At 70.5% G+C, this 26,446-nt stretch carries 25 protein-coding genes; 10 read left to right on the top strand and 15 right to left on the bottom strand.

From position 1 onward, the window contains the following. Positions 1-28 precede the first annotated feature (28 nt). The 5 genes from NE236_RS29005 to NE236_RS28985 all read right to left on the bottom strand — a co-directional run bounded on the left by NE236_RS29005 (position 29) and on the right by NE236_RS28985 (position 5,263). Positions 29-496: a hypothetical protein gene (locus NE236_RS29005; protein WP_252845361.1), complete on the bottom strand. Its 468-nt coding sequence runs from the start codon at positions 494-496 to the stop codon at positions 29-31. A 120-nt stretch (positions 497-616) separates the two neighbouring features. Then, complete coding sequence (locus NE236_RS29000) at positions 617-2,005, bottom strand: glycoside hydrolase family 10 protein (protein ID WP_252845360.1); 1,389 nt, start codon at positions 2,003-2,005, stop codon at positions 617-619. A gap of 95 nt (positions 2,006-2,100) precedes the next feature. Continuing rightward, the gene (locus NE236_RS28995; protein ID WP_252845359.1) at positions 2,101-3,126 is read right to left on the bottom strand and encodes a lytic polysaccharide monooxygenase auxiliary activity family 9 protein; all 1,026 of its coding nucleotides are present in this window, start codon (positions 3,124-3,126) and stop codon (positions 2,101-2,103) included. A gap of 217 nt (positions 3,127-3,343) precedes the next feature. Next, positions 3,344-3,694 (bottom strand): DoxX family protein, encoded by a 351-nt coding sequence (locus tag NE236_RS28990; RefSeq protein WP_252845358.1) that lies wholly within the window; start codon positions 3,692-3,694, stop codon positions 3,344-3,346. Between the two features lie 273 nt (positions 3,695-3,967). Next, on the bottom strand, positions 3,968-5,263 hold the full coding sequence (locus NE236_RS28985) for a COG4705 family protein (protein ID WP_252845357.1): 1,296 nt from the start codon (positions 5,261-5,263) through the stop codon (positions 3,968-3,970). Positions 5,264-5,354: 91 nt separating this feature from the next. Here NE236_RS28985 and NE236_RS28980 point away from each other — a divergent pair, with 91 nt between their 5' ends. The 3 genes from NE236_RS28980 to NE236_RS28970 all read left to right on the top strand — a co-directional run bounded on the left by NE236_RS28980 (position 5,355) and on the right by NE236_RS28970 (position 8,203). Further along, positions 5,355-6,023 carry a response regulator transcription factor gene (locus tag NE236_RS28980; protein WP_252845356.1) on the top strand — a complete coding sequence of 223 codons (669 nt, stop codon included), beginning with the start codon at positions 5,355-5,357 and terminating at the stop codon, positions 6,021-6,023. Further along, positions 6,020-7,321 (top strand): sensor histidine kinase, encoded by a 1,302-nt coding sequence (locus NE236_RS28975; RefSeq protein WP_252845355.1) that lies wholly within the window; start codon positions 6,020-6,022, stop codon positions 7,319-7,321. Before NE236_RS28980 ends, NE236_RS28975 begins: the two co-directional genes overlap by 4 nt. Positions 7,322-7,564: 243 nt before the next feature. Then, positions 7,565-8,203 carry a LysR family substrate-binding domain-containing protein gene (locus tag NE236_RS28970; RefSeq protein WP_252845354.1) on the top strand — a complete coding sequence of 213 codons (639 nt, stop codon included), beginning with the start codon at positions 7,565-7,567 and terminating at the stop codon, positions 8,201-8,203. Between the two features lie 7 nt (positions 8,204-8,210). Here NE236_RS28970 and NE236_RS28965 read toward each other — a convergent pair whose 3' ends face one another. From NE236_RS28965 to NE236_RS28935, 7 genes are read right to left on the bottom strand one after another with little or no spacing between them, the layout of a single operon-like run. Further along, the gene (locus NE236_RS28965; RefSeq protein ID WP_443612861.1) at positions 8,211-8,897 is read right to left on the bottom strand and encodes a cupin domain-containing protein; all 687 of its coding nucleotides are present in this window, start codon (positions 8,895-8,897) and stop codon (positions 8,211-8,213) included. Continuing rightward, entirely contained in the window at positions 8,894-9,766 is an 873-nt protein-coding gene (locus NE236_RS28960) for a DUF6807 domain-containing protein (protein WP_252845352.1), read from the bottom strand. Before NE236_RS28960 ends, NE236_RS28965 begins: the two co-directional genes overlap by 4 nt. Then, positions 9,763-10,839, bottom strand: coding sequence for a Gfo/Idh/MocA family protein (locus NE236_RS28955; RefSeq protein ID WP_252845351.1), 1,077 nt, complete (start codon positions 10,837-10,839; stop codon positions 9,763-9,765). The genes NE236_RS28960 and NE236_RS28955 overlap by 4 nt, the downstream gene beginning before the upstream one ends. Beyond that, the gene (locus tag NE236_RS28950) at positions 10,836-12,236 is read right to left on the bottom strand and encodes a glycoside hydrolase family 30 protein (RefSeq protein WP_252845350.1); all 1,401 of its coding nucleotides are present in this window, start codon (positions 12,234-12,236) and stop codon (positions 10,836-10,838) included. The genes NE236_RS28955 and NE236_RS28950 overlap by 4 nt, the downstream gene beginning before the upstream one ends. Positions 12,237-12,245: 9 nt before the next feature. Continuing rightward, positions 12,246-13,133 (bottom strand): carbohydrate ABC transporter permease, encoded by an 888-nt coding sequence (locus NE236_RS28945; protein WP_252845349.1) that lies wholly within the window; start codon positions 13,131-13,133, stop codon positions 12,246-12,248. 4 nt (positions 13,134-13,137) lie between these two features. Beyond that, positions 13,138-14,037, bottom strand: coding sequence for a carbohydrate ABC transporter permease (locus NE236_RS28940; RefSeq protein WP_252845348.1), 900 nt, complete (start codon positions 14,035-14,037; stop codon positions 13,138-13,140). A 28-nt stretch (positions 14,038-14,065) separates the two neighbouring features. Next, the gene (locus tag NE236_RS28935; RefSeq protein WP_252845347.1) at positions 14,066-15,400 is read right to left on the bottom strand and encodes an ABC transporter substrate-binding protein; all 1,335 of its coding nucleotides are present in this window, start codon (positions 15,398-15,400) and stop codon (positions 14,066-14,068) included. A gap of 387 nt (positions 15,401-15,787) precedes the next feature. On the opposite strand from NE236_RS28935, the gene NE236_RS28930 reads away from it, so the two are divergent. Further along, complete coding sequence (locus tag NE236_RS28930) at positions 15,788-18,166, top strand: beta-xylosidase/alpha-l-arabinosidase (RefSeq protein ID WP_252845346.1); 2,379 nt, start codon at positions 15,788-15,790, stop codon at positions 18,164-18,166. Beyond that, on the top strand, positions 18,160-20,220 hold the full coding sequence (locus tag NE236_RS28925; RefSeq protein ID WP_252845345.1) for a beta-galactosidase: 2,061 nt from the start codon (positions 18,160-18,162) through the stop codon (positions 20,218-20,220). Before NE236_RS28930 ends, NE236_RS28925 begins: the two co-directional genes overlap by 7 nt. Before the next feature lie 106 nt (positions 20,221-20,326). Here the strand turns inward: NE236_RS28925 and NE236_RS28920 are convergent, their stop codons facing one another. Continuing rightward, complete coding sequence (locus tag NE236_RS28920; protein ID WP_252845344.1) at positions 20,327-21,751, bottom strand: hypothetical protein; 1,425 nt, start codon at positions 21,749-21,751, stop codon at positions 20,327-20,329. Between the two features lie 147 nt (positions 21,752-21,898). Between NE236_RS28920 and NE236_RS28915 the strand changes: the two genes are divergently transcribed. The 3 genes from NE236_RS28915 to NE236_RS28905 all read left to right on the top strand — a co-directional run bounded on the left by NE236_RS28915 (position 21,899) and on the right by NE236_RS28905 (position 23,623). Next, positions 21,899-22,438 (top strand): SigE family RNA polymerase sigma factor, encoded by a 540-nt coding sequence (locus NE236_RS28915; protein WP_252845343.1) that lies wholly within the window; start codon positions 21,899-21,901, stop codon positions 22,436-22,438. Further along, complete coding sequence (locus tag NE236_RS28910; RefSeq protein WP_252845342.1) at positions 22,435-23,190, top strand: hypothetical protein; 756 nt, start codon at positions 22,435-22,437, stop codon at positions 23,188-23,190. The genes NE236_RS28915 and NE236_RS28910 overlap by 4 nt, the downstream gene beginning before the upstream one ends. Positions 23,191-23,341: 151 nt before the next feature. Then, entirely contained in the window at positions 23,342-23,623 is a 282-nt protein-coding gene (locus NE236_RS28905; RefSeq protein WP_252845341.1) for a hypothetical protein, read from the top strand. A gap of 31 nt (positions 23,624-23,654) precedes the next feature. Here NE236_RS28905 and NE236_RS28900 read toward each other — a convergent pair whose 3' ends face one another. Then, on the bottom strand, positions 23,655-24,068 hold the full coding sequence (locus NE236_RS28900; RefSeq protein ID WP_252845340.1) for an organic hydroperoxide resistance protein: 414 nt from the start codon (positions 24,066-24,068) through the stop codon (positions 23,655-23,657). Positions 24,069-24,143: 75 nt separating this feature from the next. Between NE236_RS28900 and NE236_RS28895 the strand changes: the two genes are divergently transcribed. Beyond that, positions 24,144-24,722, top strand: a complete 579-nt coding sequence (locus tag NE236_RS28895; protein ID WP_252845339.1) for a TetR/AcrR family transcriptional regulator — start codon at positions 24,144-24,146, stop codon at positions 24,720-24,722. A gap of 10 nt (positions 24,723-24,732) precedes the next feature. Here NE236_RS28895 and NE236_RS28890 read toward each other — a convergent pair whose 3' ends face one another. After that, on the bottom strand, positions 24,733-25,440 hold the full coding sequence (locus NE236_RS28890; protein WP_252845338.1) for an SDR family NAD(P)-dependent oxidoreductase: 708 nt from the start codon (positions 25,438-25,440) through the stop codon (positions 24,733-24,735). A 104-nt stretch (positions 25,441-25,544) separates the two neighbouring features. Here NE236_RS28890 and NE236_RS28885 point away from each other — a divergent pair, with 104 nt between their 5' ends. Next, positions 25,545-26,384 carry a helix-turn-helix transcriptional regulator gene (locus NE236_RS28885; RefSeq protein ID WP_252845337.1) on the top strand — a complete coding sequence of 280 codons (840 nt, stop codon included), beginning with the start codon at positions 25,545-25,547 and terminating at the stop codon, positions 26,382-26,384. Positions 26,385-26,446: the final 62 nt, after the last annotated feature.

Here is a 26,446-nt window from a genome sequence, read left to right as displayed (position 1 = left end):
GGTCGCCCCGCACGCCACGTCTACATGCTCAGCCGCAGGCGTGCCAGCCGGTAGACCAGGAGCCGGCCCAGTCCTCCCAGCCGTCGGCGCTGACGCACTTACCCGGGGCCGTCACTTTAACCGGCCCGGCGAAGTACTTGTAGCTGTTGGCATCGTGGGCGTAATACCCATCGTTGCCCTGCACTCGCAGGGTGATCGAGAGATCCGACGCCTTACCGTAGGAGTAGTTCGTGGTGGACTTTTGGATGAAGGCGCAGTTCTGGCCAGTGCTGGAGCTGTAGCCGAACTTGATGTAGGCGACGATGCCCCAGCCGTCCGAAGTCGTGTTGTAGCCGTTCTCCGTCTGGCTGTACACCTCGCGGAAACTGCTGCCGCAGACGCCGGGCACAGTGAAGTTCGCGGCGGCGTTGGCCGGGCTTACGAGGGACAGGGTTCCGGCGGTCGTGAGGGTAAGCGCCGTAAATGACAGCGCAGTACGACGTAGCACCGTTCTCATGCATGCCTCCTTGGGCTTCTGCATGCGTGGACGGCCTCTGGATCGAGAGCCGTGCGAGCATGATCGCCCCTCGGCATAACGGATGGGTAGGAAAATCGCATAACGGACAGGAAACAAAAATCAGGTGCAGGTCGTACCGTTCACGGCGAAAGCGGTCGGGGCGGTGTTGGTGCCGGTGTAGGTGAAGTTGGCGCCGGCCGAGATGGAGGCGCCGGTGGCTAGGGTGCCGTTCCAGCTCGTGTTCGTGACGGTGACGTCCTTGCCGGACTGCGACCAGGTGCCGTTCCAGCCCTGGCTCAGTTTCTGGTCGCCCGAATAGGAGTACTTCAGCGTCCAGCCGCTGATCGCCGGGCCCTGGTTGGTGATGGTGACGGTGGCGGTGAAGCCCGAGCCCCAGTCGTTGGCGGAGTAGGCGACCTTGCAGCCCGTCGTCGGCGGCGGGGTGCCACCGCCCGAGCCGCCGAGTGCGGTGTTGATCGCGCCGTACACGTCGGGCTTCTTGGCGAGGTTCTCGTCCCAGGGCAGGGCCGAGCCCTGGCCGCTGAAGACGCCGGGGATCCAGGAGTACTTGTCGGTGTAGTCCCAGATCGTGATGCCGACGCAGCGGGAGACGCCCAGGCACGCCTTGACGACGTTCGTGTAGTACTGCGCCTGCGTGGCGACCTTGGTCGCGTCGGCGGGCAGCACCATGCGGACGTCGAGTTCGGTGATGGCGACGTCGACGCCGAGGTCGGCGAAGCGCTGGAGGTTCTGCTGCATGTTGGTGGGGAAGCCGTACTGGATCGCCAGGTGGCCCTGGAAGCCGACGCCGTCGATCGGGACGCCCTGCGCCTGCAGCGACTTGACCAGGTTGTACATGGCGTCGCTCTTCGCGCCGGTGCCGTCGATGTTGTAGTCGTTGATGTAGAGCTTGGCGTTCGGGTCGGCGGCGCGGGCGGCCTTCAGCGCCGTGGCGATGTAGCCGGTGCCGAGGGTGTTGGACCAGAGGTCCGACCGGTAGGTGCCATCGTCGTTGAACGGCTCGTTGACCACGTCCCACGAGTAGACCTGGCCCTTGTAGTGGCCGGCCACGTTGGCGATGTGGTTCTGCAGGATCGAGGTGAGCTGCGCGGCGGTCCAGCTGCCGCTGGTCAGCCAGCCCGGCAGCTGCTGGTGCCAGAGCAGCGTGTGCCCGCGGACGATCTGGCCCCGGGCCTTGGCGAAGCTCACGACCGCGTCGCCCTTGGTGTAGCTGAACTGGCCCTGCGACGGCTCGGTGGCGTCCCACTTCATCGAGTTGCCGGGCGTGATCGCGCCGAACTCGTCACTGCCGAGGATCGCGGTGTAGGCGGTGTCGGACAGCTCGGGGTTGTCCGTGGCCGAGCCGAAGTACCTGCCCTGCGCCTTGGCGAGCTGGTTCAGCGTCGACGCGGCGGACGCGGGCCGGGACACCAGCGCGGTGACGGCCAGAAGCGCGCCCAGCGACAGCGCCAGGACGGCCGTGAGTCTCGCCCGGAGTGGCGAAGGCATAAGGGGTTCCTCCTCATGTGCGGGGGTCGGCCGGTGCTCATGGCACGGCGCAGGGGACGTCCTCGGTGAGGTCCCCTGCGCCGCCGCTGATGGCCCTACGGGCTCGTGCAGGTGAGGGTGGGAGTGGTCGCCGTACCGTTCGCGACCAGGCCGAACGTGGTCGACGCACCGGCCGCGACAGTGCGGTTGTAATCCGCGTTCCGTACGGTCGCGAGGTCGCCGTTCATGGTGAGCGTGCCGTTCCACAGGCTGTTGATGGTCTGGCCGCTCGGCACGATCCAGCTGACCGTCCAGCCGTTCATCGCGGTGGTGCCGGGGTTGCTCACCGTGACCTCGGCCTGGAAGCCGCCGGACCAGCTGCTGATGGTCTTGAACGTCGCGGTGCACGGCATGGTCGTGCCGCCGCCTCCGCTGGTGTCGCCGACGCCCGTCACCTCACCGTTGCCGCCGTCGAAGGTGACGTCGGAGCAGCCATAAAACGTCTCGGTGCTGTCCGACCGGGACCAGACCGAGTAGATGATGTGCCGGCCGGTCTTGCCCGCGGGAAGCTTGCCGGACCAGTAGTAGTACCCGTCCACACTGCCCACCGGGCCGGTGTCCGCGGGGTGGTCGGCGACGAGGAACGGGGTGCTCTCCATCTCGTCCCACGTCAGCGGCTTGGTCTGATCCCAGCCGTCCTTGGTGACGTACAGGTAGAAGGAACCGGGATGCGCCGCCCACTTGTTGTAGCGGAAGTCGAAGTTCGCACCACTGGTGAGGTGCGTGACCGGCCAGTTCGCGTTGGGCAGGTCGAAGCCGGAGTAGTTGGTGTTGCCGCCGCTGCACAGTTGCCCGTCGGGGACGAACCCGCGCGTACGGCCCGCGCCGTCGGAGCGGAGCACGGCGAACCAGTTGTACAGCGAGTTGGCGCCGCTCTGGGCGACGGCGGCCGCGCACGCCGGGTTCTTCGGTTTGATCTCACCGGTGGAGGTGAGGCCGTCCTTCCAGCAGAGGAACGTACGGCTGCCCGGCTGCATGAACGCCCCGTGAGCCCACGCCGACTGCCCTGTCAGCACGCTCATGACGAGGACCGACGCCATGGCGATGGCGGTGGCGAACGCCCTTCTCCGTCGCTTTCTCACGACACCTTTCCCTTCGATCGGCCGCGGGTCCGGCATGCCGACCGCGGAGTCTTCGGGCGTGAGTGGGAGCGCCTCATCAGAATCGGATTCGCGACCTCGACGGGTCAATGACGCGATCAGCACGCCTCCTGGATCACCCCGCTGACGTGCGGGTTCGCGGCCCCGGGAGAACGTCGGCCATGAAAGCAGGTGAAAGCGGCGCCGACCGTCTCGCCGTTCAGTGCGCGATCGCGAGGACGAGAGATGCGACGGCCAGCGCGAAGTAGCCCCCGGGGAAGGCGATGTTGTAGAACACGCGAGCGCGGACGTGGGCGGAGAGGGCTCCGACGAAGAACAGGACGAGCCCGACCGCGGCGGCGACGCCGATGAGCCGGAGACCGAGGAACCCGAGGAGGAGTCCGGCCGCTCCGGCGGCCTTGAGCGTGGCGAGCGCCGGGAGCCAGGACTGCGGGAGGCCGACCTCGGCCGAGTTGGCGAGGACGAACTCGGCTCGCGCGAGGTCCGCGACGACGCTGCCGGCGTTGGCCAGGATCGTCAGGACGGTCACGACGACGTAGGCGGCGAACATGGATCAACCCTCGCCGAGTCCGTGACGTGGCGTCCAATATCTGCGTCTATAACCTGATGGCATGGATGTGGACCTCCGGCTGTCAGCCGAGGCCACCCCGGCCCGGTCACGCTCCGCTGCCTGGCGGCTGGGGACACGTTCGGGAGTAGGACGCCTGGCCGGTGGACTCGTCGCGCTGCTGGGGGCCAGCGTCTTCATGGGCTTCTACCGTCGGCCGCCCGTACCGGCCACCCCGCGGGACAGAAGGGTGATCCGCCTACTTCACGCGCCCATTCAGAAGCGGTGGCTCTTGAAGTCGGCCAGCAGGACCTTGAGTTGCTTCTCCTGCTTGGCGGCTGGGGCCGGCTTGATGTGGCCGTGGTCGATGGCGTACGTCTTGAGGACCGCGTCCATCTGGTTGTCGAGCAGGGTCCAGGTCTTCTTGTTGACCGCCTGCAGCGAGGTGGCGTCGGCGTCCCAGTCATCGCGCATCTTCTGCACGGTGGCGTGGGAGGCCGCGGCCTTCCCGGCCCGGTCCTGGGCGATCGCCGTCTGGGCGAGGTTCTCGTACTTCGCCACTGCGGCGGTCGTCTGGTCGCCGGTCAGGGCCGGCTTCGGGCAGGCCGGCATCGTCTCGCTCTGACCGGTCGGGTCGCAGGTGACGTGGGGCTGGTTGTGGGCCCAGACCATCAGCGCGGCGGTGCCGGCGGCGATCACGCCGAAGGCTCCCAGCGCGATGCGCTCCCGGCGCGCGTTGGTGGTGACCGACGGCGCGTGCGTCGCCTCGTAGGTCTCGGCGACGTCGCTACGGCTGATCGACAGGTAGATGACCGTCGCCAGGATGGCGCCGAGGAAGATCAGGCTCGTGATGAAGGTGCCCAGGCCGAGTCCGACCGGGTCGCCGGGGTTGGCCGCGACCTTCGGGGAGGCGAGCCAGTCACCGATGTTGGCGCCGAGCGGTCGGGTGAGGATGTAGGCCAGCCAGAACGAAAGCACCGGGTTGGCGCCGAACTTCCACAGGGCGGTGATCGACGCGATGAGGCCCAGCGGCAGGAACACCGACTGCGCGGGCGTCCAGTTGGTCAGCTCCAGCGTCCAGTCACCGGTGGCGGTGCCCAGCGCGAACGTCACCAGGACGGTCAGCCAGTAGAACGCCTCACGCGGGAAGGTCGTGATGCTGTGGATCGACAGGGTCCGCTCGCGCAGCCACCAGACTCCGAAGACGATGGCCAGCAGGACCGAGAAGACCGTTGAGCTCAGCCACAGCGGGACGTGTTGCTTATCGGTGAGCATGTCGGTGTACAGCGTGCCGGTGACACTGACCACCACCACGGTCAGCCAGTACGGGAACGGGCTGTAGCGCTTGGTACGGAACTGGACCGTTAGCACGACCGCGAATACCGCGGTGAACAACAGCATGGTGTTGGTCAGGCCGAAGCCGAGGGTTTCGTTGATGTAGTCGGCGAAACTCTCGCCGACGGTCGTGCAGAGGATCTTGATGATCCAGAACCAGACCGTGACCTCAGGCACCTTGTTGAGCATCTGCCGGCCGGTCGGTTCGCCCATCCGGATCTGCTGAGTTGTTGTCATCGGGGAAGGCTGGCACGGCGTGCCTGAACACAACCTGAACGCTTCGGCAGGCAGGTGGGTTCGGGTTACGGGAGGTCCGTAACCTGACGGTGTGACCATCCACCGCGTCCTGGTCGTCGAGGACGACCACGGACTTCGTGACGTTCTCGCCCGAGGCCTGCGCGAGGAGCAATTCGAGGTGCTGACAGCCGCGGACGGAGCAGGCGCGCTGCGGACGATAGATGACCAGATCGACGCAGTCGTGCTGGACATCGGGTTGCCCGACTCCGATGGCAGGGACGTCTGTCAGGCCATGCGCGCTGCCGGGCTGGACATGCCGGTCATCTTCCTGACCGCTCGTGATGGCCTCACTTCCCGGCTTTCGGGCTTCTCCGCAGGCGGCGACGACTATCTCGCCAAGCCCTTCCACCTGGCCGAACTCGCTGCCAGGGTCCGCGCGGCGCTGCGCAGAGCCGGTCGCGAGGCGACCACCGAGGTCGACGGTCTGCTGCTGGACCCGGTCGCACACGTCCTGAAGACCGCAGACGGCACACAAATGCCCCTTACACCCACCGAGTTCCGGCTGCTGGCCTCCTTGATGGCGGCCCCTGGCGCGGTCGTCCGGCGACATGCCCTGGTGCGCTCGGCCTGGCCCGAAGGCGCCCAAGTCAATGACAACACCCTCGACCAGTACCTGAGGCGCCTACGCCGTAAGCTCCGTGAAGCCGGGTGTGAGCGGGGCATCAGCACCATACGCGGCGTCGGCTACCGATTCACATGAGGGCCCTCACGCCGGCGACTCTACGCGGCCGCCTCGCTCTGCTCGCGCTGGCCACGACGGCGATCTGGGTCACGCTGCTCACCGTCATCTTTAACCTGGCGCTTCACGCACAGCTGCGTAGACAGTCTGATGACCTGCTGCGGACTCGGGCGGCGGCCGTGGCAGCGACCCTGCAGACCTGGCCGGACGGCCATATCCGAGTGCTGGAACCCTCCGACGACCGCGCTTTGGATGTCGGAGTCTGGATCTACCAGGGTTACACAGCCATCGAGCGCCCCAGAGCACCCAAAGGGCTGCAGGCGAGCGCGGACCGCATGGCCGGGCAGCGCAAGACCTTCATGGACACCAAGACGCCGTACGCCTGGAGGGTCTACTCGCTGCCAGTGCTGTCCGAAGGCCGCCGGGTGGGCACGGTGGTCAGCGCGGTTGATCTTGACCCCTACAGCGACCTGGCCCGTCTGGTGCTGGCCGGTTCCGCCATCCTCGCCCTGCTGTTGCTCTTCGGCGTCTACCTGCTGACTCGCGCGGTCGTTCGCGGTGCCCTCCGGCCGGTAACACGCATGAGCGAACAGGCCACGCAATGGGGAGAGCACGGAACCCACCACCGGTTCGGCGCGGAACACCGTCCCGCCGAACTCGCCGGGCTGGCGAGAAACCTTGATCAGCTACTCGATCGGCTCTCCGCCGTCCTGCGCCACGAACAACAACTCACCGCTGAACTCTCACACGAACTACGGACCCCGCTGGCCCAGATCACCGCGGAGATCGACTGGCTGATCGCGCGAAACCGCACCACCGCTGAACGAGACACCTCACATCAAGCGATCGCGGCGAGCGCGGCCACCATGCAGCAGATCTGTGAGTCCCTGCTCACCATCCCCACCGATCAGGTCCGGGGCCGATGCTCGCTCCTCCACCTGGCCCGTGACATCACCGAGCGCAGCACGGAGGGGCCGCCGATCGTGGTAACCGGTAAGAACGTGACGGCTGGGGTACCCGCGAACCTGGTCGAGCGCATCCTCGTGCCCCTGCTGAACAACGCACGCCGCTACGCGCGGACCCAGATCACTGTCGAGTGCACTGCCAGCGTGGAGATCATCATCACCGATGACGGTCCCGGCGTACCGGTGGAACTCCGTAACGCAGTGTTCGAACCGGGCCGGCGCGCCAACCCCGACGACGGTCACGACGGCGTCGGACTCGGGCTCGCGCTCGCTCGACGACTAGCCCGTACGGCTGATGGAGACATCACCATCGACGCGGCCGGACGGTTCGTCATTTCCCTGCCCCGCGGCTGATCACCCCGATCCCGGTCAGGGCTCTCCGCTGATCCTCAGGGAGACCGGGAGAAACCGTGGGAAGGCATCTCGAACCTGATGACCATGGGCGAGCTCTCGTGTGCGTGGGACCGGGCCATCCCTTTCTGGCCACAGAACGATCAAGCCATCACCAACACGAAACAAACCAGGACCTCCAGCTCAAGACAGACACCCCACGTACTGTGCCATCACGATCACATCAGCATCGACTGGCTCAATTCCATGATCGTCGAGTGGATCAATAACGGGACCGCTGACACCCAGGAGATCATCGCCGCGTTCACCCGCCGCCGGCCGGGCTGGAGGGTCGACATGCGACAGGCGGCGTGGTCGAACCCGACCGCCGGACTCGCCGACGGAGACGTGGACGCCGCCCTGCTGCGCCTGCCCTTCCCCGGCCAGGAGACCCTCCGGGTCGAGGTGCTGTTCAGCGAACCCCGCTGCGTCGCGCTCCGCAGCTCGCACCCGCTGGCCGAACGCGACCGGATCTCCATCCGGGACCTGTGGGACGAGTCGTTCGTGGCCGCGCCGGCCGAGACGGGCTCCTGGCGGGACTACTGGCTGGCCACCGACGAGCGCGACGGCGACCCTCCCCGCATCGGCGCCGTCACCGACCAGCCCGACGCCTGGCTCAGCGCGATCGCCAACGGTTACGGCGTCGCCCTCGCTCCCGAGTCCGCCGCCCGCTATTACGCCCGCCCCGGGATCACCTACCGGCCCGTCACCGGGGTCGCCCCCAGCCGGGTCGGTGTCGCCTGGGCGCCGGCCGCCGACACCGACCCCGTCGCCGGAGGACTTCGTCCGCTGCTGCCTCGGCAGCAGACCGTCCCGGCACGACGACCCCGCCTGACCGCCTCGTGAGGCACGCTCATGGCACGTACGTGTCGAGGCGGCCGCACATGCCGAACGCCCGCTCCGGAGGTGGTTCGAGGCGGTGCACGCCCGCCTCCGTCAGGTGGCCGATGTCGCCGTCGCGAAGGCGGCTCAGCTGTTCGCCGGTCCGCCGGGCCTCGGCGAGCGCTCCGGCCCGCCACCGGTCCTCCCAGTCGTCGAACAGGATCGCCTTGAGCCGCACCGCAGACCGGTAGAACTCATGCAGCGCTGCCGGGTCGCGCTCGCGCAGCCGCGCGAACCCCTCGATGGCGAGGTCGCGGCGGCGCCGCGCCGCGTCCTCCCGCGCGCCGGGGTCCAGCGACGCCGCCCGCGCGTACGCGTCCGGGTCGTTCAGGGTCTCCGGGGGGAAGGTGAAGACGGCGTCGCCGGCCTCGGGCAGGCCGCTGTTCTGCATGACGACCACGATCTGGAGTCCGCCGTCGCCGCCCACCAGCCGGTGGACGGTCCCAGGGGTGAACCAGGCGACCGTCCCGGGCCGGAGCGGCGTCTCGGCGAACCCGTCGCAGGTCAGCGTCTGCACGCTCCCCTCGCCCGCGACCACGACGTACGCCTCCGCGCAGGTCAGGTGCACGTGCGGCGACCCGCCGCACAGCCCGTCGGCGGTCGGCCAGTCGTACACCCGCAGCCCGGAGACCCCGACCGCGCCGGGCAGCGGGCTCACCACGGGTGGTCCTTGGCGTAGGCGTCCAGGCGTTCGCGGTCCCACGCGCCGTCGGCCACGACGATCCGGTACCGCACCCGGAGGGTGTCACCGGGCGACAGCGCGAACTCCTCGGCGAAGGCGAGCGAGGGATTGACGGCCGAGAAGGGCGTGTTCCGGACGAACCAGTCGCTGCCGTACTCCGGGTCGTCGAAGAACACCAGCGTGGAGGCGCGGTCGACCTCGTCGTGCCGGCCGACGTACGCGAGCCAGCGCGCGGGCCGGCCCATCAGGTCCGGGCCGCCCTGCCCGTCCGCGGCGAGGATCTCCCCGTCGGTGAACGCGCGGGGACCGCGCCAGAACAGGCCGCTGTACCCGGCCGCCGGCCGGCCGTTCGTCGTGGGGCTGCCGAAGACCAGCGCCCGGTCGCGCGCGTTGGTCAGGGCCGTCGCGAACTCCAGCGCCCACGAGTCGTCCTCGACGTCGCGGACGGTCAGGTCCCGCCGCTCGTCCGCCCAGTGCTCGCCCGCCTGGGTGTGCCAGGTGAGCCGCTCCGCGACATGCCCCCCGTCGCCGACCTCGGTGAACTCCTCGTGCCGCATGACGCCGATGTTCGGCAGGTCGACGTAGCCCTGGTCGCGGACGTAGCTGCCGCCGCCCCAGAAGTTCTCCCCGGACAGGTGCGACACCGTCATCTGGACGCCCTTGTGCCAGCGGTGGTCGTGCGGGCGGTAGGCGGTGACCACGTCCCCGGCGAGCGTACGGACCGGGTGCAGGTACGGCTTCGGCCCCTCGAACGGCGGCATGCTCGGCCGGTAGACGTACTGCAGCAGCTCCACGCCCCGCTCTCGTACGGCCAGCGTGTGATCGTCGATGTGCTCGATCCTCAAAGTTCTCTCCCGCCGTTCATGTCGCGGTAGAAGGGGTCCGTCTCGTCGATCTCGCCCTGGCGCACCGGGACGCCGGCGAACGCCGACTTGTAGAGGGCGGCGATGAGCTCCAGGGTCTGGCGTCCGCCCGCTCCGCTGGTCACCGGCCGTTCGCCGCGCTCGTACGCGTCGAGCAGGTCGGCCAGCAGGGCGGTGTGCGAGCTGGGGACGTCCGTCTCGGGCGTCCGCCAGGCCGCGATCCGCGCCTCGTCGGTGACGTGCGGCGCGGGCGTGTAGGTCCAGTCCGTGTTGCCGTACCCGTACAGGTGCGCGAGGTCGACGGTCGCGTCGGTGAGGTCGAACCGCAACCGGCTCTCCTCGCGCGGGGACAGCACGCTGTTGACCACCGAGGCCATGGCGCCGTTCGCGAACCGGACCGTCGCCATGGACACGTCCTCGGTCTCGACGTTCCGGTCGAGCCGTCCGGCCATGGCGCGGACCTCGGTCCAGTCGCCGAGCGTGGCGAGGAGCAGGTCCATCTGGTGGATGCCGTGCCCCATGGTCGGGCCACCGCCCTCGGTGTCCCACCGGCCACGCCAGGGCACGTCGAAGTACGCGTGGTCGCGGTACCAGGTCGTCAGGCAGACCGCCACGAGCGGCCGGCCCAGCTCACCGTCGGCGATGAGACGGCGCAGGTGCCGGGCGCCGGAGCCGAAGCGGTGCTGGTAGACGACCGCCGCGTACGGGCCACCGTCGCGCTCGGCGGCGGCCATGGCGTCGTACTCGGCGAGAGAGAGGGCCGGCGGCTTCTCGCACAGCACCCAGGCGCCGGCGTTCAGGCACGCCCGCACCTGCTCGGCGTGCACGTGCGGCGGCGTGCAGACGTGCACCAGGTCGGGCTCCGCCTCGGCGAGCATCTCCCCGAGGTCGGTGTGGGCGGCGGGGATGTCGCGCTCGGCGCAGAAGTCCTTCACCCGGTCCGCGTCGACGTCGACGGCGGCGACGATCCGGGCGCGGTGCGCCTCCGCCCGCAGCGCGGGCACGTGGCAGATGCCCGCGATCCCTCCGGTGCCGACGATGGCGACCCGGATCATCGCAGGACGACGGTGGTCAGCGAGCGCGGCGCGAGCTCGACCGACAGGTCACGGCCGTGTGTCCGCGCGGCGGCGACGGGCGACACCGAGTGGTCCGCGTCGGTCAGGTACGCCTGTGCCCGCCCGGCTCCGCCGTCCAGCGCCAGGTCGGTGGTGGATTTCGCGGTGCCGGTGTTGAGGAGTTCGACGACCTTCGTGCCGTCGGCGTTGCGGTACGCCGAGACCCGCACGGCGGGGTCGGTCGCGCGGGCGGCCACCCGGGTCGCGCCCGGCCGGATGAAGCGGCTGTACGCGGCGAGCGCCCAGAACCGCTTGGACACGTGGTAGGCGTCGCCGTCGAGCTGGATCAGCGCGCGCGTCGCCCCGATGGAGGCGCCGAGCCAGTACAGGTACGCGCCGGCGTTCCCGGCGGTCATGGTCTGGTCGATGTTCGACGCCACCGCGAACCCGGAGTACTCGGTGCCGTCGTCCCAGTTCTCGTTCCACGTGCTGCCGCCCGGTCCCCACTCCGACATCCAGGCGGGCCCCCGCGTCGGCTGCGGGGCGGTGACGGGGCTGGAGTAGGCGTGGCCGGTGATGGTCGTGACCCATCTGGACGCCTGCGGGTCGGCCTCGATGGCCCGCGTGTAGTCGGCCTGCCCGGTCCATCCGGTGTGGTCGCAGCAGGAGAGGTTCAGCCCGGCCTTCTTCGCGACCGGGCCGAGCACCTTGACGAACTCGACCGCCTGGGCCGGGGTGAACCGCATCGACGCGTACGAGACGGTGATGTCCGGCTCGTTGGTGAAGCCCAGGTCGGTGATCCTGATGCCCTCCTGACGGTAGAACCTCGCGTACCGCACCAGGTAGTTCGCGTACGCCTTCCGCCAGTCGGCGCCGTTCGCGCAGCTCGTCCCTTGAAGCCCGCAGAGGGTGCCGCCGTTCGCGTCGGTGCCGTCGTCCTTCATGAAGCCTGGAGCGCTCCAGGCGTCGGCGTAGAACCGCTTCACGCCGTACGCCTTCGCCTGCTGCGCGAGCCAGACCTGGCCGCCGTCGTCACCGTCCCAGACGTACTTCGGCGGGGCGTCGGGGCCGCCGGGGTCGGCCGGCTCGATGGACGGCATGTGGTCGTAGACCTTGTCGGAGGACGACCCGATGCCGAGCCGCAGGATGGACGCGCCCGCGCCCGTGTCCCGGCCGAACAGCAGGTCGACGACCTCCTTCTGCTTCGGAGCCGACAGCCCATTGAGTCCGTGGATGACGGCGGCCCGCTGGAACGCCTCGGAGAACCCGAATCCGTCGATCCGCTGCAGGCCGGAACGGAAGTCCACGCGGCCCCGCGGCGCGTCCTGGGCGGCTGCCGGGGCGGCGAGCGAGCACGCGGTGAGCACGGTGAGGGCGAGGGCGAACGATCTGCGCATGGGAACGAGCTACTTTCCGCCCACGCCGGCCAGGCCGGCGATGAGCCAACGACGCGCGAACAGGTAGACGACGAAGATGGGGAGGGCCGAGAGCACCACGGCGGCCATCAGTCCGGGCACGTTCGAGCCGAACTCGTTCTGGAAGTTCCACAGGCCCAGCGTCTGGACGCGCTGCTCGGGGGACTGGGTGAGGATGAGGGGGAACAGGAAGCCGTTCCAGGCGTTGAGCGCGCTGTAGACCGAGATCGTGGTGAGCGACGCCCGGCTGAGCGGCAGCGCGAGGCTCCACATCAGCCGGAACGACCCGCCCCCGTCGATGGTCATCGCCTCGTACAGCTCCCGGGGGACGTCGCGCAGCGCCGACGACAGCACCAGCACGCTGAGCGGCAGCCCGAACGCCACGGTCGGCAGGATGATCGCGGTCGGCGAGTCGTACAGGTGCATCCGGGTGATCATCAGGTAGACGGGGATGATCGTGGCCTGCGCGGGGACCGCCAGGCCGGCCAGGAAGATCCGGAAGGTCGCGGAGACGATCCGGCTGCGCGCCCGCACGATCGCGTACGCCGCCGGGTAGGCGAGCAGCGCGGTGAGCACGACGCTCGCCGCCGTGACGATCGCCGTGTTGACCAGGTAGCGGGCGTACCCGCTGTCGAAGACCTGGCCGAAGTTGTCGAGGGTCAGGCTGTGCGGCGGGGACAGCGGGCCGCCGTCGAGGTAGGCGTCCTTGGGCTGGAAGCTGTCCTTGACCATGAGGTAGATCGGCACGCCCACGAACACGAGCCACGCCAGCGCCGCCAGGCCGGCGGCCCAGTTCGGCCGGCGTCGCGCCCGTCGCGTACCGCCGCGACGCCGGCCGCGCGCGACCGACACCGCCCCCTCTTGCCGGAGTACCGCCATGACGTCAGATCCCCTCCAGCGTGCTGCGCATCTTCGCGAAGCCGGAGAACCGGACGATGAGCAGCGACAGCGCCGTGCCGAGCGCGGCCAGGACCAGCGCGATCACGCTCGCGTACCCCATCTGGAAGCTCTGGAAGGCGCTGAGGTACATGCGCTGCGGCAGGACCATCGTCGCGCTGCCGGGCCCGCCGTTGGTGACGATCAGGATGGTCTCGAAGTAGGTCAGCGACCCGACCAGCATGAGCACCGACGACGTGACGATGGTGTGCCGCAGCTGCGGGAGCGTGATGTGCCAGAACTGCCGGACACGGCTCGCGCCGTCGATGAGCGCGGCGTCGTACAGCATCTGCGGGATCTGCCGCGCCGCCCCCTGGTAGAGCAGGGTGTGGAACGGCACGAACTGCCAGGCGATGACGATGACGACGGCGGCCACGGCCCCGTGCTGACTGCCCACGATGTTGCCGTCCGGGAAGCCGATGTACGGGCCGATCGTCGCGGCGAGCCCGAAGTTCGGGTCGAGCAGCACCCGCCAGCTGATGGCGATCGCGGCGGTCGACATCAGCAGCGGCAGGAAGAAGATCGACGACAGCACGGCGCGGTTGAGTTCCCGGCCCGCCGCCCACACGCCGAGCAGCAGGGCCAGCGGGGTCTGCACCAGCCAGCACAGCACCATGAAGACCAGGCTGATCCGCAGGGACTCCCAGACCGCGTCGTCCGACAGCACGCGGCTCCAGTTGTCCAGGCCGTTGAAGGCGGGCGTGCCGAGGCCGTTCCAACTGGTGAAGGACAGGACGGCGGTCAGGACCAGGGGCACCCCGGCGAACACCCCGAAGAACAGCGCGGCGGGGACGATCCACAGCGCGCCCGGTCGCGCCGCCCGATCAGCGCTCCCGGCGGCGGTCATCGGCCGCCGCCCTCGGCCCGCGCCGCCGTCACTTGACCGCGCCCATGGCCTGGACGAACTGCTCGGGTGTCATCTTCTTGAGGAAGACCTTCTGCAGGTTGGAGTGCAGCGGGTCGGTGAACTGGTGCGGCAGGGCCTGGTCCCAGGACAGCGTGAAGCTCGGCGCCTTCTGCACCATCTGGTAGACGTACTTGGCGAACTCCGGATTGGGCGAGTCGGACAGCCGCGACTCCAGGCCGCTGACGGCCGGCACGTCGCCCGCCTTGATCAGCTTGTCGACGTACATCGGGCCTGCCATCTCCTTCTTGAGGAAGGCGGTGGCGGCGGCGACGTCGGCCGACTTGCTGCTGATCGAGAAGTAGTTGGTGGGGTTGCCGACGACGCTGTTCGCGTCGCCCTTGCCCCCGGACACCGTGGGGAACGGCGCGAAGCTCAGGTCCTTCTTGGCGAAGTCCGGATGCTTGTCGACCTGGTTGGAGTACTCCCACGTGCCCATGAGGTGCATCGCGGCCCTGCCCTTGGCGAACAGCAGCCCGGCGCCGTCGTTGACGTAGTTGACCGACGCGAAGTTGGTGCCGAACGCCCGCCGGTCGACGAGGTCCTGGATCCGCCGCAGGGAGTCGAGCACCGCCGGGTTACCCCAGGCCCCGGGCTTGCCGGCGAGGATGTCCTGGAAGACCGACGGCCCGCCGATGCGTTCGACGAGGTACTCCAGCCACATGAGGTTGGGCCAGGCGTCGACGTGGCCGAGCGCGAACGGCTGGATCTTCTTGGAGTTGAAGTACGTGACGAGGCCGAGCAGGTCGTCGTAGGTCGCCGGGGGCTTCTGCCCGTGCTCGGCGAACATCGTCTTGTTGTAGAAGACCAGCACGGGCTGCATGCCGCGCATCGGGATGCCGTAGTACTTCCCGTCGGCCTTCCCGGCGTCGAGCACCGACGGCAGGAAGGAGTTCTTCCAGGTCGCATCGCTCGCGAGCTGCGAGTCGAGGTCGACGAGCAGGCCGCCCTTGGCGTAGTCGACGATGCTGCCGGTGCCCCAGTTGAAGATCAGGTCCGGCGGGTTCGGCGACCCCATGCCGATGCGGAGCTTGTCGGTGTAGCCCGAGCTGCCGGAGCTGGCGGTGGGCACGAGCTTGAGCTTCGTGGCCGATGACTTGTTGAAGTCGTCGATCGCCGCCTGCTGGATGGGGTTCTGTCCTTCGTCCTGGAGGACCCAGACCTGAAGGTTCTTGCCGCCGCCCTTGCCCCTGCCGGCGGGACCGGAGGTTCCGCAGGCGCTGAGAAGGGGGGCGGCCAGGCCGGCGATCCCGGCGGCTCCGGCGGCCGAGAGGAAGGTGCGGCGCGAGAGCGGTGTGTCGCCCATCGGTCCTCCTTGCGTGAATGCGGCAGAGACGGGCGCCCGCGACGACGTGTCGACGCGGTTTCGAAAAAGTGTCGAGAAGGCAGTTGCTGCCGTACCTTAAGAAAGCGCTTCCGAACGGTCAACCCCCTGCAGTGCTCTTTGTTTGAACAGGTATCCGTGGAGCTGGATGGGCCTAGGCAGCTTCGAAACATTGCGATACCGTTCACACCGGCCGATCGGCGAGCACGTCCCTCGCCGCCGCGCCGCGCGTCCGGCCCTCCACCGCGCCACCACCCGGCCGCACCCAGGACGCGTGCCCCGTGGACCTCGATGCGGTGGGAGCGCGAGGCCCACGGGACACGCCCGGCCCACCACGACGTTCGATCGGCAGACGGGAGCCCACGACACATGGCCGAAACGCTGCCTCACCCCACCCGACCGACCGATTCCTGGCGCGACCACCGGTTGCCGACCGCCGAGCGGGTCGCCGACCTCCTGAGCCGGATGACCGTCGAGGAGAAGGCCGCCCAGTTGGTCGGGTACTGGGCCGTGTCCGCCCGTCCCGGTGAGGAGGTGGCCCCCCTCCCGGACGACTTCGGTGAGCCGCCCCCACTGGACGAGGTCATCACGGCCGGACTCGGCCAGCTCACCCGCGTCTTCGGCACCGCGCCGGTACCCCCGGCGGAGGGCGCCGCGCGGTTGCGCGAGCTCCAGGCGCGGGTCGCCGCCGGCAACCGGTTCGGCATCCCCGCGATCGCGCACGAAGAGTGCCTCACCGGCTTCATGACCCACACCGCGACCGTCTTCCCGTGCCCGCTGGCGTGGGGCGCGACGTTCGACCCCGACCTCGTCGAGGAGATGGCCGCCGCCATCGCCGGCAGCATGCGGCGGGTCGGCGTCCACCAGGGTCTGGCGCCCGTCCTCGACGTGACGCGGGACCCCCGATGGGGCCGTACCGAGGAGACCATCGGGGAGGACCCGTATCTGGTCGGCCTCATCGGCACCGCATACGTCCGCGGGTTGGAACGTTCCGGGATCGTCGCGACGCTGAAGCACTTCGCCGGGTACGCCTCGTCCCGGGCGGCCCGGAACATGGCGTCCGCCGCCGCCGGCCCCCGGGAGCTCGCCGACATCGTCCTCGAACCGTTCCTGCTCGCGCTCCGCGAGGGCGGGGCCCGCTCCGTCATGGCCGCCTACGTGGACGTCGACGGCGTCCCGGCCACGGCCGACGAACGGCTGATGACCGGCCTGCTCCGCGACCAGCTCGGCTTCACCGGCCTGGTCGTGGCCGACTACTTCGGCATCTCCTTCCTGGAGGACATGCACGGCGTCGCCGGCTCCCCCGGCGAGTCCGCCGCCCTGGCCCTGCGCGCGGGCGTCGACGTCGAACTGCCCACGGTCCGCTGCTACGGCGCGCCCCTGGTCGAGATGGTGCGGCGCGGCGCGATCCCCGAGGAGCACCTGGACCGCTCGGTGTCCCGCGTCCTCACGCTCAAGTGCGAGCTGGGCCTCCTCGACGGCGCACTCGACGCGGCTCCGCCCGGCGCTCCCCTTGCCGCAGCGGCATCCGGCGGCCCCCTTGACGCGGCGGCGTCCGCCGAGCCGATCGATCTGGACCCGCCCGAGCACCGGCGGCTGGCCCGCCGCATCGCCGAGGAGTCCGTCGTCCTGCTCGTCAACGACGGCGTCCTGCCCCTGAGCAGCGGTCGCGTCGCGGTGACCGGGCCGCTCGCCGCCGAGCCGCGCGCGATGCTCGGCTGCTACTCCTTCCCCAACCACATGACCGCGCGGTTCCCCGGCATGGCGTTCGGCGTGGAGATCCCGACCCTCGCCGACGCGCTTCGCGCCGAACTCCCCGCGGCGGAGATCGAGGTGGCGGCCGGTCACGGCGTCGAGGTCGCCGACGACGCGGACATCGCCGCCGCCGTCGCGGCGGCCGACCGGGCGGAGGTCTGTGTACTCGCCCTCGGCGACCGGTCGGACCTGTTCGGCCGTGGCACCTCGGGCGAGGGCTGCGACGCCGAGACGCTCGCCCTGCCCGGCCGGCAGGCCGAACTCGCCGACGCGGTGCTGACCACCGGCACGCCCACGGTCATCGTGCTGCTGTCGGGCCGCCCGTACGCCCTCGGCGGGCTCGCGGAGCGGGCGGCGGCGATCGTGCAGACGTTCTTCCCCGGCGAGGAGGGCGGCCCCGCGATCGCCGGGGTTCTGTCGGGTCGCGTCGAGCCGTCGGGGCGGCTGCCGGTGAGCGTGCCGCGCGGTCCGGGCGGTCAGCCGGCGACGTACCTGCACGCGCGGACGGGCGGCCCGTCGCGGTGGAGCGCCGTCGACCCGACACCGCTGTTCGCGTTCGGGCACGGCCTGACCTGGACGTGCTTCTCCTACGATGCCCTCGAGGTCGACCCGTCGGCCGCCACGGACGGAACCGTGCGCGTCACCGCCACGGTGCGCAACACGGGTGACCGGCCCGGCACCGAGGTGGTCCAGCTGTACCTGAGCGACCCGGTCGCCTCGGTCGTACGGCCGGTGCGGTGGCTCGCCGGCTGGGCGCGGGTCCGGCTGGAGCCCGGGGCGGCCGCGCGGGTGGAGTTCACCGTGCACGCCGACCGGACCGCGTTCACCGACGCCGACCTGCGGCGCGTCGTCGAACCCGGCCGGGTCGACGTCGCGGTGGGCGGGTCCAGCGCGGACCTGCCGCTGAGCGGGTCGTTCACCCTGACCGGCGCGGCGCGCGTGCTCGGACCGGACCGCGTCCTGACCGTGCCGGTCGAGGCGACGCCGTGCTGAGGGACGACGCACTGCGGGAACGCCTCGGCCGGCTCGCCTACGGCGGCGACTACAACCCCGAGCAGTGGCCCGAGAAGACGTGGGCCGAGGACGTCGAGCTGATGCGCGAGGCGGGGGTCAACCTCGTCACCGTCGGGGTGTTCTCCTGGGCGGCGCTGGAGCCCGAGCCCGGCCGGTACACCTTCGACTGGCTGGACCGCGTCCTGGACCTGCTGGCGGCGAACGGCATCGCGGCGGACCTGGCCACGCCGACGGCGGCGCCGCCCGCCTGGATGATCGCCGCGCGCCCGGAGGTGCTGCCGGTCCTGGCGGACGGCAGCCGGTTGACGTTCGGCGCGCGCCAGCACTACTGCGCCTCCTCGCCGGTCTACCGCGCCGGCGCGGCCACGCTCGTCGAACGCCTCGCCGCCCGCTACGCCGGGCACCCGGCGCTCGCGATGTGGCATGTGGGCAACGAGTATCCGGGCGTGGACGGCTGCCACTGCGCGGTGTCGGCGGAGCACTTCCGGCGCTGGCTCGCCGACCGGTACGGCGACCTCGACGCCCTCAACGAGGCGTGGGGCACGGCGTTCTGGGGCCAGCGGTACGGGTCGTGGGAGGAGATCAACCCGCCCGGGCCGGTCCTCGGCGACCCCAACCCCGCGCAGATGGTGGACTTCCGGCGGTTCAACGGCGACGCGTCGCTGGAGTGCTTCACCGCCGAGCGCGACATCCTGCGACGCTTCACCCCGGACGTTCCGGTCACGACCAACTTCATGGCGTCGTACAAGCTGCTGGACTACTGGCGGTGGGCGGCCGAGGAGGACGTCGTCGCGCTCGACGCCTACCCCGACGCCCGCGACCCGATCGGCCAGGTACGGGCCGCGATGAACTTCGACCTGATGCGGTCGCTGCGCGGCGGGCGGCCGTTCATCCTGATGGAGTCGGCGACCGGTCCGATGAACTCCCGCCGCCGCAACTCGGCGCGTCCACCAGGGCAGTTGCGGTTGCGCTCGCACCAGGCGGTGGCCCGCGGCTCGGACTCGGTGATGTTCTTCCAGTGGCGGGCGTCGCGGTTCGGGGCCGAGAAGTTCTTCTCGGCCATGGTCCCCCACGCCGGAACCGACTCGCGCATCTGGCGCGAGGTCCGCGAACTCGGGGCGGAGCTGCGCGACCTCGCGCCCGTCGCCGGTTCGCGCGTCGATGCGGACGTCGCGATGGTCTGGGACTGGCGGAGCTGGTGGGCGCTGGAGCTGCGCGGGCGCCCCTCCACGGACCTGGCCTTCCACGACCAGGCGCTCGCGCACTACCTGCCGCTGTGGCGGGCGAACGTCCCCGTCGCCATGGTGGCACCCGACGCCGACCTGTCCGGATACCGGCTGCTGGTGGTGCCGAACCTCTACCTGGTGAGCGACGCCGCCGCCACGAACATCGCCCGCTTCGTCGAGGACGGGGGACACCTCGTCATGTCGTACTTCAGCGGCGTCGTCGACGAGCACGACCGGATCCGGCGGCCGAACGCCTTCCAGGACCTCCTGGGCGTACGGATCGAGGAGTTCAACCCGTTGCAGGTGGAGGAGGCCCTGACGCTGCGCTGGTCCGACGGATCGGAGAGTACGGCGTCGGACTGGCAGGACCTGATGCGGGCCGAGGGCGCGCAGGCCCTGGCCTCCTTCACGGACGGCCTGTTCGGCCCGTGCCCGGCCGTCACCCGCAACGCGTACGGCCGGGGCACGGCGACCTACGTCGGCACCGGGCTCGACGACACGCGGCTGCGCCAGGTCGTTCTCGACGCCGCGTCCGCGGCGGGGGTACGACCCACCGCGAACGTTCCCGAGGGCGTCGAGGCGGTACGCCGCGGCGACCACCTCTTCCTGCTGAACCACACCGGCGAGGAGGTCACCGTCGCCGTTCCCCGGCCCTGCGTCGACCTGCTCACCGGCACCCGGCATGAGGGCGAGCTGCGACTGGAGCCCCTGGGCGTTGCCGTGCTGAGCGTCGGACAAATACGGCCCGAGGGTGCGGTACCTCGTTCTGCGCCTTCTACTGGTGCAAGAAATTTCCCGCACCAGTAGAAGGCGCAGAACATGACGGCCCTCCCCCCGAGCAGCCGGGGCGCTCGTCCCGTACGGGCGGACGCCCCAGCCGGAACCGGGGCCGGCGGACTCATCGTGCCGAGGATCAGCCGACGTAGCGCAGGCGGGTGACGGTCAGCGTGCGGGACTTCGGCGAGGTGCCGAGCGGCCTCCCGTAGTTCGGGGCGGCGTTGACGGACGCCCACACGACATCGTGGTCGGGCAGGACAGCGATGTCGCCGGCGATCTGCGCCTTGACGACCGTGTCCTTGCTCACCCGCCTGCCGGAGTAGTCGACCAACTGCAGGTGCGTGCCGGTGAACCGGCCCGTGCAGGTGCCGCTCTTGCACGAGGCGTTCGCGACGCTCTGCCAGCTGACGAGGATGCGGTTCGGGCCGTACGGCGCGGCGTGCACGTTGACGTGGTCGGTCTTCGGGTCCGCGGTGAGGTAGATCGTCTTCCCGGTGGGCGTGGACTTGTTCTTCAGGTAGTGGATCGCCACCTGGTGCGTCGCCCACTTCGCCTTGACGGTGTAGCCGCGGCCGTCACCGGAAGGCTTGGCCGAGGCGGCGCCGCGCGAGGCGAAGACGGCGGCGTACCGGCCCGCCGACGACCGTACGAAGCCGCCGAACCCGCCGCCGCAGTAACCGGCCCAGCACTGCTCGCGCTGCAGGACGGGGGCGTTGTTCGGCGCGCCGATCCCGGTGCTCACGAACAGCCCGGACCGCCAGTCCTCGGCGCACAGCGAGGCGAACGCACCGGACTTCTCCGGGAGCAGCGCGGTGCCCTCGTTGTGGCTGCACCCCCAGGACCAGCCACCGGACGCCCGCTTGCCAGCGGCGCTGACGTAGGCGAGCTTGTCGCCGAAGTGCCCGTCGGCGAAGCCGCCCGCGCCGTGGACGACGAAGTACGCGCCGTACTTCGTGCCGTTCCAGGCCAGCGAGCCGTCCAGCGTGGGCGCGGTGTCGTGGCTGCTCGCGCTGGTCAGTTTCGCCGCGAAGTTCTGCTTCCCGCCCTGGTAGCGGACGAGGTACGCGGCGGTCTCGTTCCACTTGTTCTTGTCCGGGCGGCGGGTGAGCACCGCGAAGCCGCCGTTGTGCGCGACCAGGCCGCCGACCTCGGCGGCCTTCGGGACGACGGTGTCGGCGCCGGAGCGCCGCAGGCCCTTGGTCAGGGAGGTGACGTGCACGGACTTGCCGTCCGGCCAGGCGACGCGGAGGGTGCCGTCCGGAGCGACGGCGGTCGCGACGCGCGTGTACGTGGGGGTCCCGTTGTAGCCGGGCGTGAGGTAGGACAGGCTCGCCGGGAGCGTGACCTTCGTCGTCGCCAGGCCGGGCAGCGCCGCCTGCGCGGAGGTCGCGGCCAGGCCGGCCGGCGCCGTATCCGCGGCGGTCCCGTCCGTCGCCTCAGTTCCCGCGCGGCTGTCGGCCGACCGCGGCGTGGCGACGGACCCCTGCCCGAGCGACGGGATGGCGTACAGCAGGCCACCGGCCGCGAGCACACCGGGAATGAGGAGGAGCTTCTTCACCATGATCCCTTTCGGTTCATCGGTCCGAGCCCTAGTCGTCGCCCGATGCGCCAAAGGTTGCCGTGTCAGTAAAAATCATGATCCAGACTGCTAATCTCGGCGCGGCTGAGGCCGACGAGCGGACGCAGCCGATGCATCCGGGAGCACGCTGTGAAGTCCGAGGACGACGCCGCAGAGTTCCACGAGTTCTTCGAGACCCACCACCGCGAGCTTTCACGTCTCGCCTACCTGCTCACCGGCGACGCGGACGCCGCCGACGACTTGACCGCCGACGCGTTCGTCGCGGCCTGGCACCGGTGGGGCCGGGTCCGGAAGGCCGACCAGCCGCTCGCCTACGTCCGCCGCATCGTGGTCAACCTCGCCGCCAGCCGGGTCCGTACGCTGGTCCGGGAACGTTCGCGCGCCGGACTGCTCGCGGTGATGTTCCACGATCGATCCGACGATCCGGACGTCCCCGCCGTACTCGACGTACGGGCGGCGCTGCGGCGGCTGCCCATGCGCAAGCGCGCGTGCGTGGTCCTGCGGTACGCCTTCGACCTGTCGGAGCAGGAGACGGCCCGCGTCCTGGGGGTCTCGGTCGGGACGGTGAAGAGCCAGACGTCACGGGGGGTGGCGGAGTTGGAGAAGGCCCTGGGCGCGTGGCGGTCGCCGCCGGCCCACCCGGCCGGGCGTACGGGGGAGGCGCGATGAACGAGCCGCCGGCGTGGCTGCGCTCGGCGCTGCGCGAGGAGGCGGACGCGCACCAGCCCGATCACGACCGCATGCGGGCCCGTGTGGACGCCGCCACCCGTCCGCGCCGGATCCGGCGGGCCGGTGGCCGGTCGCTCGCCGCGGCGGCGATGGCGGCGGCCGGGGTGGTCGCGGTCGCGGTCGCGGTGGTGGTGGTGACGTGGCGATCCGCCGGACCGGCCACCCCGGCGATTCCAGCCGGGCACGGCTCCGCGCAGACCGACGGGCCATCCCCTTCCGCGTCGAGGACCGCCTCGCCGGCGACCCGCGTCGGCCGGCCGTCCCCGACCGCCCGGCCCACCACGTCGTCCCCCGTCGCACGGCGGCCCCGGACGAAGGTCCCGGCGGTCGTGGCCAGGATCGACCCGGGCAGCAACGACTACTGGGCGCAGGAGGACGTGACCGTCTCCGGCGAGCGGCCGCTCAGCACGCTGCAGGTCACGGTGCGCGTGGCGCGTACGCAGGGGGTACGGTCGGCGGGCTCCTGGTCGTCCCTGCCCGGCGACGCCTTCGCCGTCACGGTCGGCGACGAGCGGGGCGCCCTCGTCTACCGGTGGGCGCTGCGGCCCGGCCGGTCGGTGCCGCCCGGTTCGTACGTCTTCGCCGCCCAGTACACGCGTGCCCCCGGCGGGCGTGACGCGCACCGGGACACGTACACGGTGACCGCCTCGGAGGGCACCGGCCGACCGCTCACCGCCCACGGCCACTTCTGACGGCGACCGCCGTTGGTTCCGACGACCGAAGTACCGGTAATGGTCATCCTGAATCCGGTTGAACCTTCTGTCCCATTCCCCCGTACAGCGGAGTGACGGTCCGGGTTCCGGATCACGCGAGGCGGCAGGGCACGGCGGAAGGAGTTCGGCGGTGCGACACGCGATCGCTCACGATGAGGAGGTCCGGCTGCTCGAAATACTGAGCGCGGACCTGGCCCTGCTGGGAGTGGACTCCGACCTGAGACGGTCGTTGCCCGGCCTGGCCGTCACGACCGATGTGCCCGGTGTTCCGCTGTACATATTCGTCAGCGAGTCGGGCAACTACTTCGACTGGCGGAACGCCGAGATGCGTCATCCGATCGGCGACGTGGCCGGCGCGGCGAAGAAGATACAGGGCTTCCTGCGCCGCGCGGAGGCCGTGGAGCAGCCCTGACCGCCGGCGACCGGATGACAGACTCGGGTGCCTACTCGATGACGAGCTGCACCGGGATGTTGCCGCGGGTGGCGTTGGAGTAGGGGCAGACCTGGTGCGCGGCCTCCACGAGCTCTCGGCCGGTCTCGGCGGGAAGGCCGTCGGGCAGTTCGACGCGCAGCGTCACCGCAAGGGCGAAGCCGCCCGAGCCGTTCGGCGCCAGCCCGACCTCCGCCGTGACGGAGGCGTCCGAGACGTCGGTCTTCGCCTTGGTCGCAACGAGGTTCAGCGCGCTCGCGAAGCAGGCGGCGTATCCGCCGGCGAACAGCTGCTCGGGGTTGGTGCCCTCCCCGTCACCGCCCAACTCGGTCGGGCGGGCGAGCTTCACGTCGAGCTTCTTGTCCGAGCTGACCGCACGACCGTCGCGGCCGGATGCGGTGGCGATCGCGGTGTAAAGAGTGCTCATGTCCTGATCTCCGATTCAGACAGACCTATCTGTTCGGAAGACAACCTAGACCGATCTGTCTGGTAATGTCAACGCATGACTTCGAGCACCGTCGCCCCCCGCCGCGAGAGCCCCGCGCGTCGGCGCGTGCTCGACACCGCGCTCGCGCTGTTCTACGCCGAGGGCATCCACGCGGTCGGCATCGACCGGATCATCGCCGAGGCGGGCGTGGCGAAGGCGACCTTCTACCACCACTTCCCGTCCAAGGACGACCTGATCTGCGCCTACCTCGAGGAGCAGATCACCCTGGTCCAGGGCCACGCCGCTCCGCGGGGCGACACGCCCGAAGAGAAGATCGTCTCCGTCTTCGAGGCCATCGGCGAGATCACCTGCAAGCCGGGATTCCGGGGCTGCGCGTTCATCAACGCGGCGGCCGAGTACCCCGACCCGGACCATCCCGTACGCCGGGTCGTCGACACCTTCCGCTGGTGGTTCCGCGACACCCTGGAAAAGCTGCTCGTCGCCGCCGGACACCCGGACCCGGAGTGTACGGCGCTGATGCTCCTCGCCCTTCGCGACGGCCTCGCCGTCGCCGGTGACCTCGACGACCCCGCCACCGCCGGCCCGGCCGTACGCTCCGCCGTCACCCGCCTCATCGCCCCCTCCGCCGCCTGACCGGCCAGGTTCACCAGGGGAGGGTGCCCTCGGCGTCGAAGTAGCCCCCGGTCGGGCCGGCGGGGCCGACCTGGGCCATGCGCACGATGATCTCGGCGCCCTGCTCGACGGTCTGGATGCCCGTGTTCCCGTTCAGGTCCGTCGCGGTGTACCCGGGCTCCACCGCGTTGATCCGCATCTGCGGGAACGCCTTCGCGAACTGCACGGTGATCATGTTGACCGCGGTCTTCGACGCCGGATAGGCGACCCCCGGATAGGCGTACGTCGGCGTGCCCGCGGCGGTGACCCGCGTCAGCGAGGCCAGGCCGCTGCTGACGTTGACCACGACCGGAGCCGCGGACCGCCGCAGCAGCGGCAGGAACGCGTGCGTGACGCGCACCACGCCGAAGACGTTCGTCTCGAACACCTCCCGCATGATGTCGGCGGTCACCTCCGCGGCGCCGATCACGACGTTCCCCTCGGCACGCGCTTCGACGCCGGCGTTGTTGACCAGCACGTCCAGTCCCCCGTCGGCCTCGATGGCCTTGGCCGCGGCGGCGACGGACGCGTCGTCGGTGACGTCGAGCCGGACCATCCGCGCACCCAGCCGCTCGGCGGCCTGGCGGCCGCGCTCTGCGTCCCGGCTGCCGATGTAGACGGTGTGGCCCGCCGCGATGAGCCGGCGGGCGGTCTCATGCCCGAGCCCCTTGTTCGCTCCTGTGATGAGTGTTGTCGTCATGTCTCCATGGTGGGCTCCTGGCGACGTGGCCTGCTAGTGACCTCCTCTTCCTGGGATCACCGGTACCAGGCAGGTCAGCACCCGGCGGGTGCAGACTGGTGGCCGTGGGAACGACGGAATTCGGCAAGGCGGTGCGCCACTGGCGCGACCGCGCCTCGCCCGAGGCGGCCGGGCTGCCCGCCGGCGGGCAGCGGCGCGCGGCCGGCCTGCGCCGTGAGGAGCTGGCCCTGCTGGCCGGGATCTCCGTCGACTACGTCACCCGCCTCGAACAGGGCCGCGCGTCCAACCCGTCGCCGCAGGTCGTCGAGGCCCTGGCCCGGGCCCTGCGGCTGTCGGGCACCGAGCGCGCGCACCTGTTCGGGCTGGCCGGGCTGACGCCGCCGGGCCCGGAGACGGTCCCCGCGTACATCACCCCCAGCGTCCAACGGCTGCTCGACAGGCTGACCGGGACCCCCGTCGCGGTCTACGACGCGTCCTGGACGCTGCTCCTGGCCAATCTGGAGTACGCGGCGTTGATGGGCGATCCGTCGGGATGGCGCGGCAATCAGCGCAACGGCGTGTGGCGGAACTTCATCGGCCCGGGCACCCGGGTCCGGCAGACGCCGGAGGCCCGGCGCGAGTTCGAGGCCGCGCTGGTCGCCGACCTGCGCGCGGCCGCCGGCCGCTATCCGGCCGACCAGCGGCTCCGGCGGCTGGTCACGGAGCTGCGCGCGAACAGTGACCGCTTCGCCGAGCTGTGGGACTCCGGGACCGTCGGCCGTCAGGAGCCCGCACGCAAGACGATCGATCACCCGCGCGTGGGCCCCGTGACGCTGGACTGCGACGTGCTCACCGTGGCGGGCAGCGACCTGCGCATCATGATCTACACGGCCGAGCCCGGAACCGAGGACGCCGAACGCCTCACCCTGCTCACCGTCCTCGGCACCCAGACGCTCGTCGGATAGCGCCGCCGACCCGGCCTGGGCCACCTCACCGTCGTGGGGGGGCGGGCCGGCGGGGGGGGGGG

The sequence above is a fragment of the Actinoallomurus purpureus genome (assembly GCF_024055795.1).
GTDB classification, from domain to species: Bacteria; Actinomycetota; Actinomycetes; order Streptosporangiales; family Streptosporangiaceae; genus Actinoallomurus; species Actinoallomurus purpureus.
Note: the sequence above shows the minus strand (reverse complement) of the source record. Positions and strands in the feature narration are given on the sequence as shown.

Excerpts from the sequence above, each read along its gene's own strand:
- NE236_RS28910 (WP_252845342.1), top strand. The coding sequence starts at position 22,435 with ATGAACGAGCCGCCGGCGTGGCTGCGCTCGGCGCTGCGCGAGGAGGCG.
- NE236_RS28985 (WP_252845357.1), bottom strand. The coding sequence starts at position 5,263 with ATGACAACAACTCAGCAGATCCGGATGGGCGAACCGACCGGCCGGCAG.
- NE236_RS28890 (WP_252845338.1), bottom strand. The coding sequence starts at position 25,440 with ATGACGACAACACTCATCACAGGAGCGAACAAGGGGCTCGGGCATGAG.
- NE236_RS28920 (WP_252845344.1), bottom strand. The coding sequence starts at position 21,751 with ATGGTGAAGAAGCTCCTCCTCATTCCCGGTGTGCTCGCGGCCGGTGGC.
- NE236_RS28940 (WP_252845348.1), bottom strand. The coding sequence starts at position 14,037 with ATGACCGCCGCCGGGAGCGCTGATCGGGCGGCGCGACCGGGCGCGCTG.
- NE236_RS28935 (WP_252845347.1), bottom strand. The coding sequence starts at position 15,400 with ATGGGCGACACACCGCTCTCGCGCCGCACCTTCCTCTCGGCCGCCGGA.
- NE236_RS28950 (WP_252845350.1), bottom strand. The coding sequence starts at position 12,236 with ATGCGCAGATCGTTCGCCCTCGCCCTCACCGTGCTCACCGCGTGCTCG.
- NE236_RS28955 (WP_252845351.1), bottom strand. The coding sequence starts at position 10,839 with ATGATCCGGGTCGCCATCGTCGGCACCGGAGGGATCGCGGGCATCTGC.
- NE236_RS28975 (WP_252845355.1), top strand. The coding sequence starts at position 6,020 with ATGAGGGCCCTCACGCCGGCGACTCTACGCGGCCGCCTCGCTCTGCTC.
- NE236_RS28970 (WP_252845354.1), top strand. The coding sequence starts at position 7,565 with ATGATCGTCGAGTGGATCAATAACGGGACCGCTGACACCCAGGAGATC.
- NE236_RS28930 (WP_252845346.1), top strand. The coding sequence starts at position 15,788 with ATGGCCGAAACGCTGCCTCACCCCACCCGACCGACCGATTCCTGGCGC.
- NE236_RS28895 (WP_252845339.1), top strand. The coding sequence starts at position 24,144 with ATGACTTCGAGCACCGTCGCCCCCCGCCGCGAGAGCCCCGCGCGTCGG.
- NE236_RS29005 (WP_252845361.1), bottom strand. The coding sequence starts at position 496 with ATGAGAACGGTGCTACGTCGTACTGCGCTGTCATTTACGGCGCTTACC.
- NE236_RS28900 (WP_252845340.1), bottom strand. The coding sequence starts at position 24,068 with ATGAGCACTCTTTACACCGCGATCGCCACCGCATCCGGCCGCGACGGT.
- NE236_RS28945 (WP_252845349.1), bottom strand. The coding sequence starts at position 13,133 with ATGGCGGTACTCCGGCAAGAGGGGGCGGTGTCGGTCGCGCGCGGCCGG.
- NE236_RS29000 (WP_252845360.1), bottom strand. The coding sequence starts at position 2,005 with ATGCCTTCGCCACTCCGGGCGAGACTCACGGCCGTCCTGGCGCTGTCG.
- NE236_RS28990 (WP_252845358.1), bottom strand. The coding sequence starts at position 3,694 with ATGTTCGCCGCCTACGTCGTCGTGACCGTCCTGACGATCCTGGCCAAC.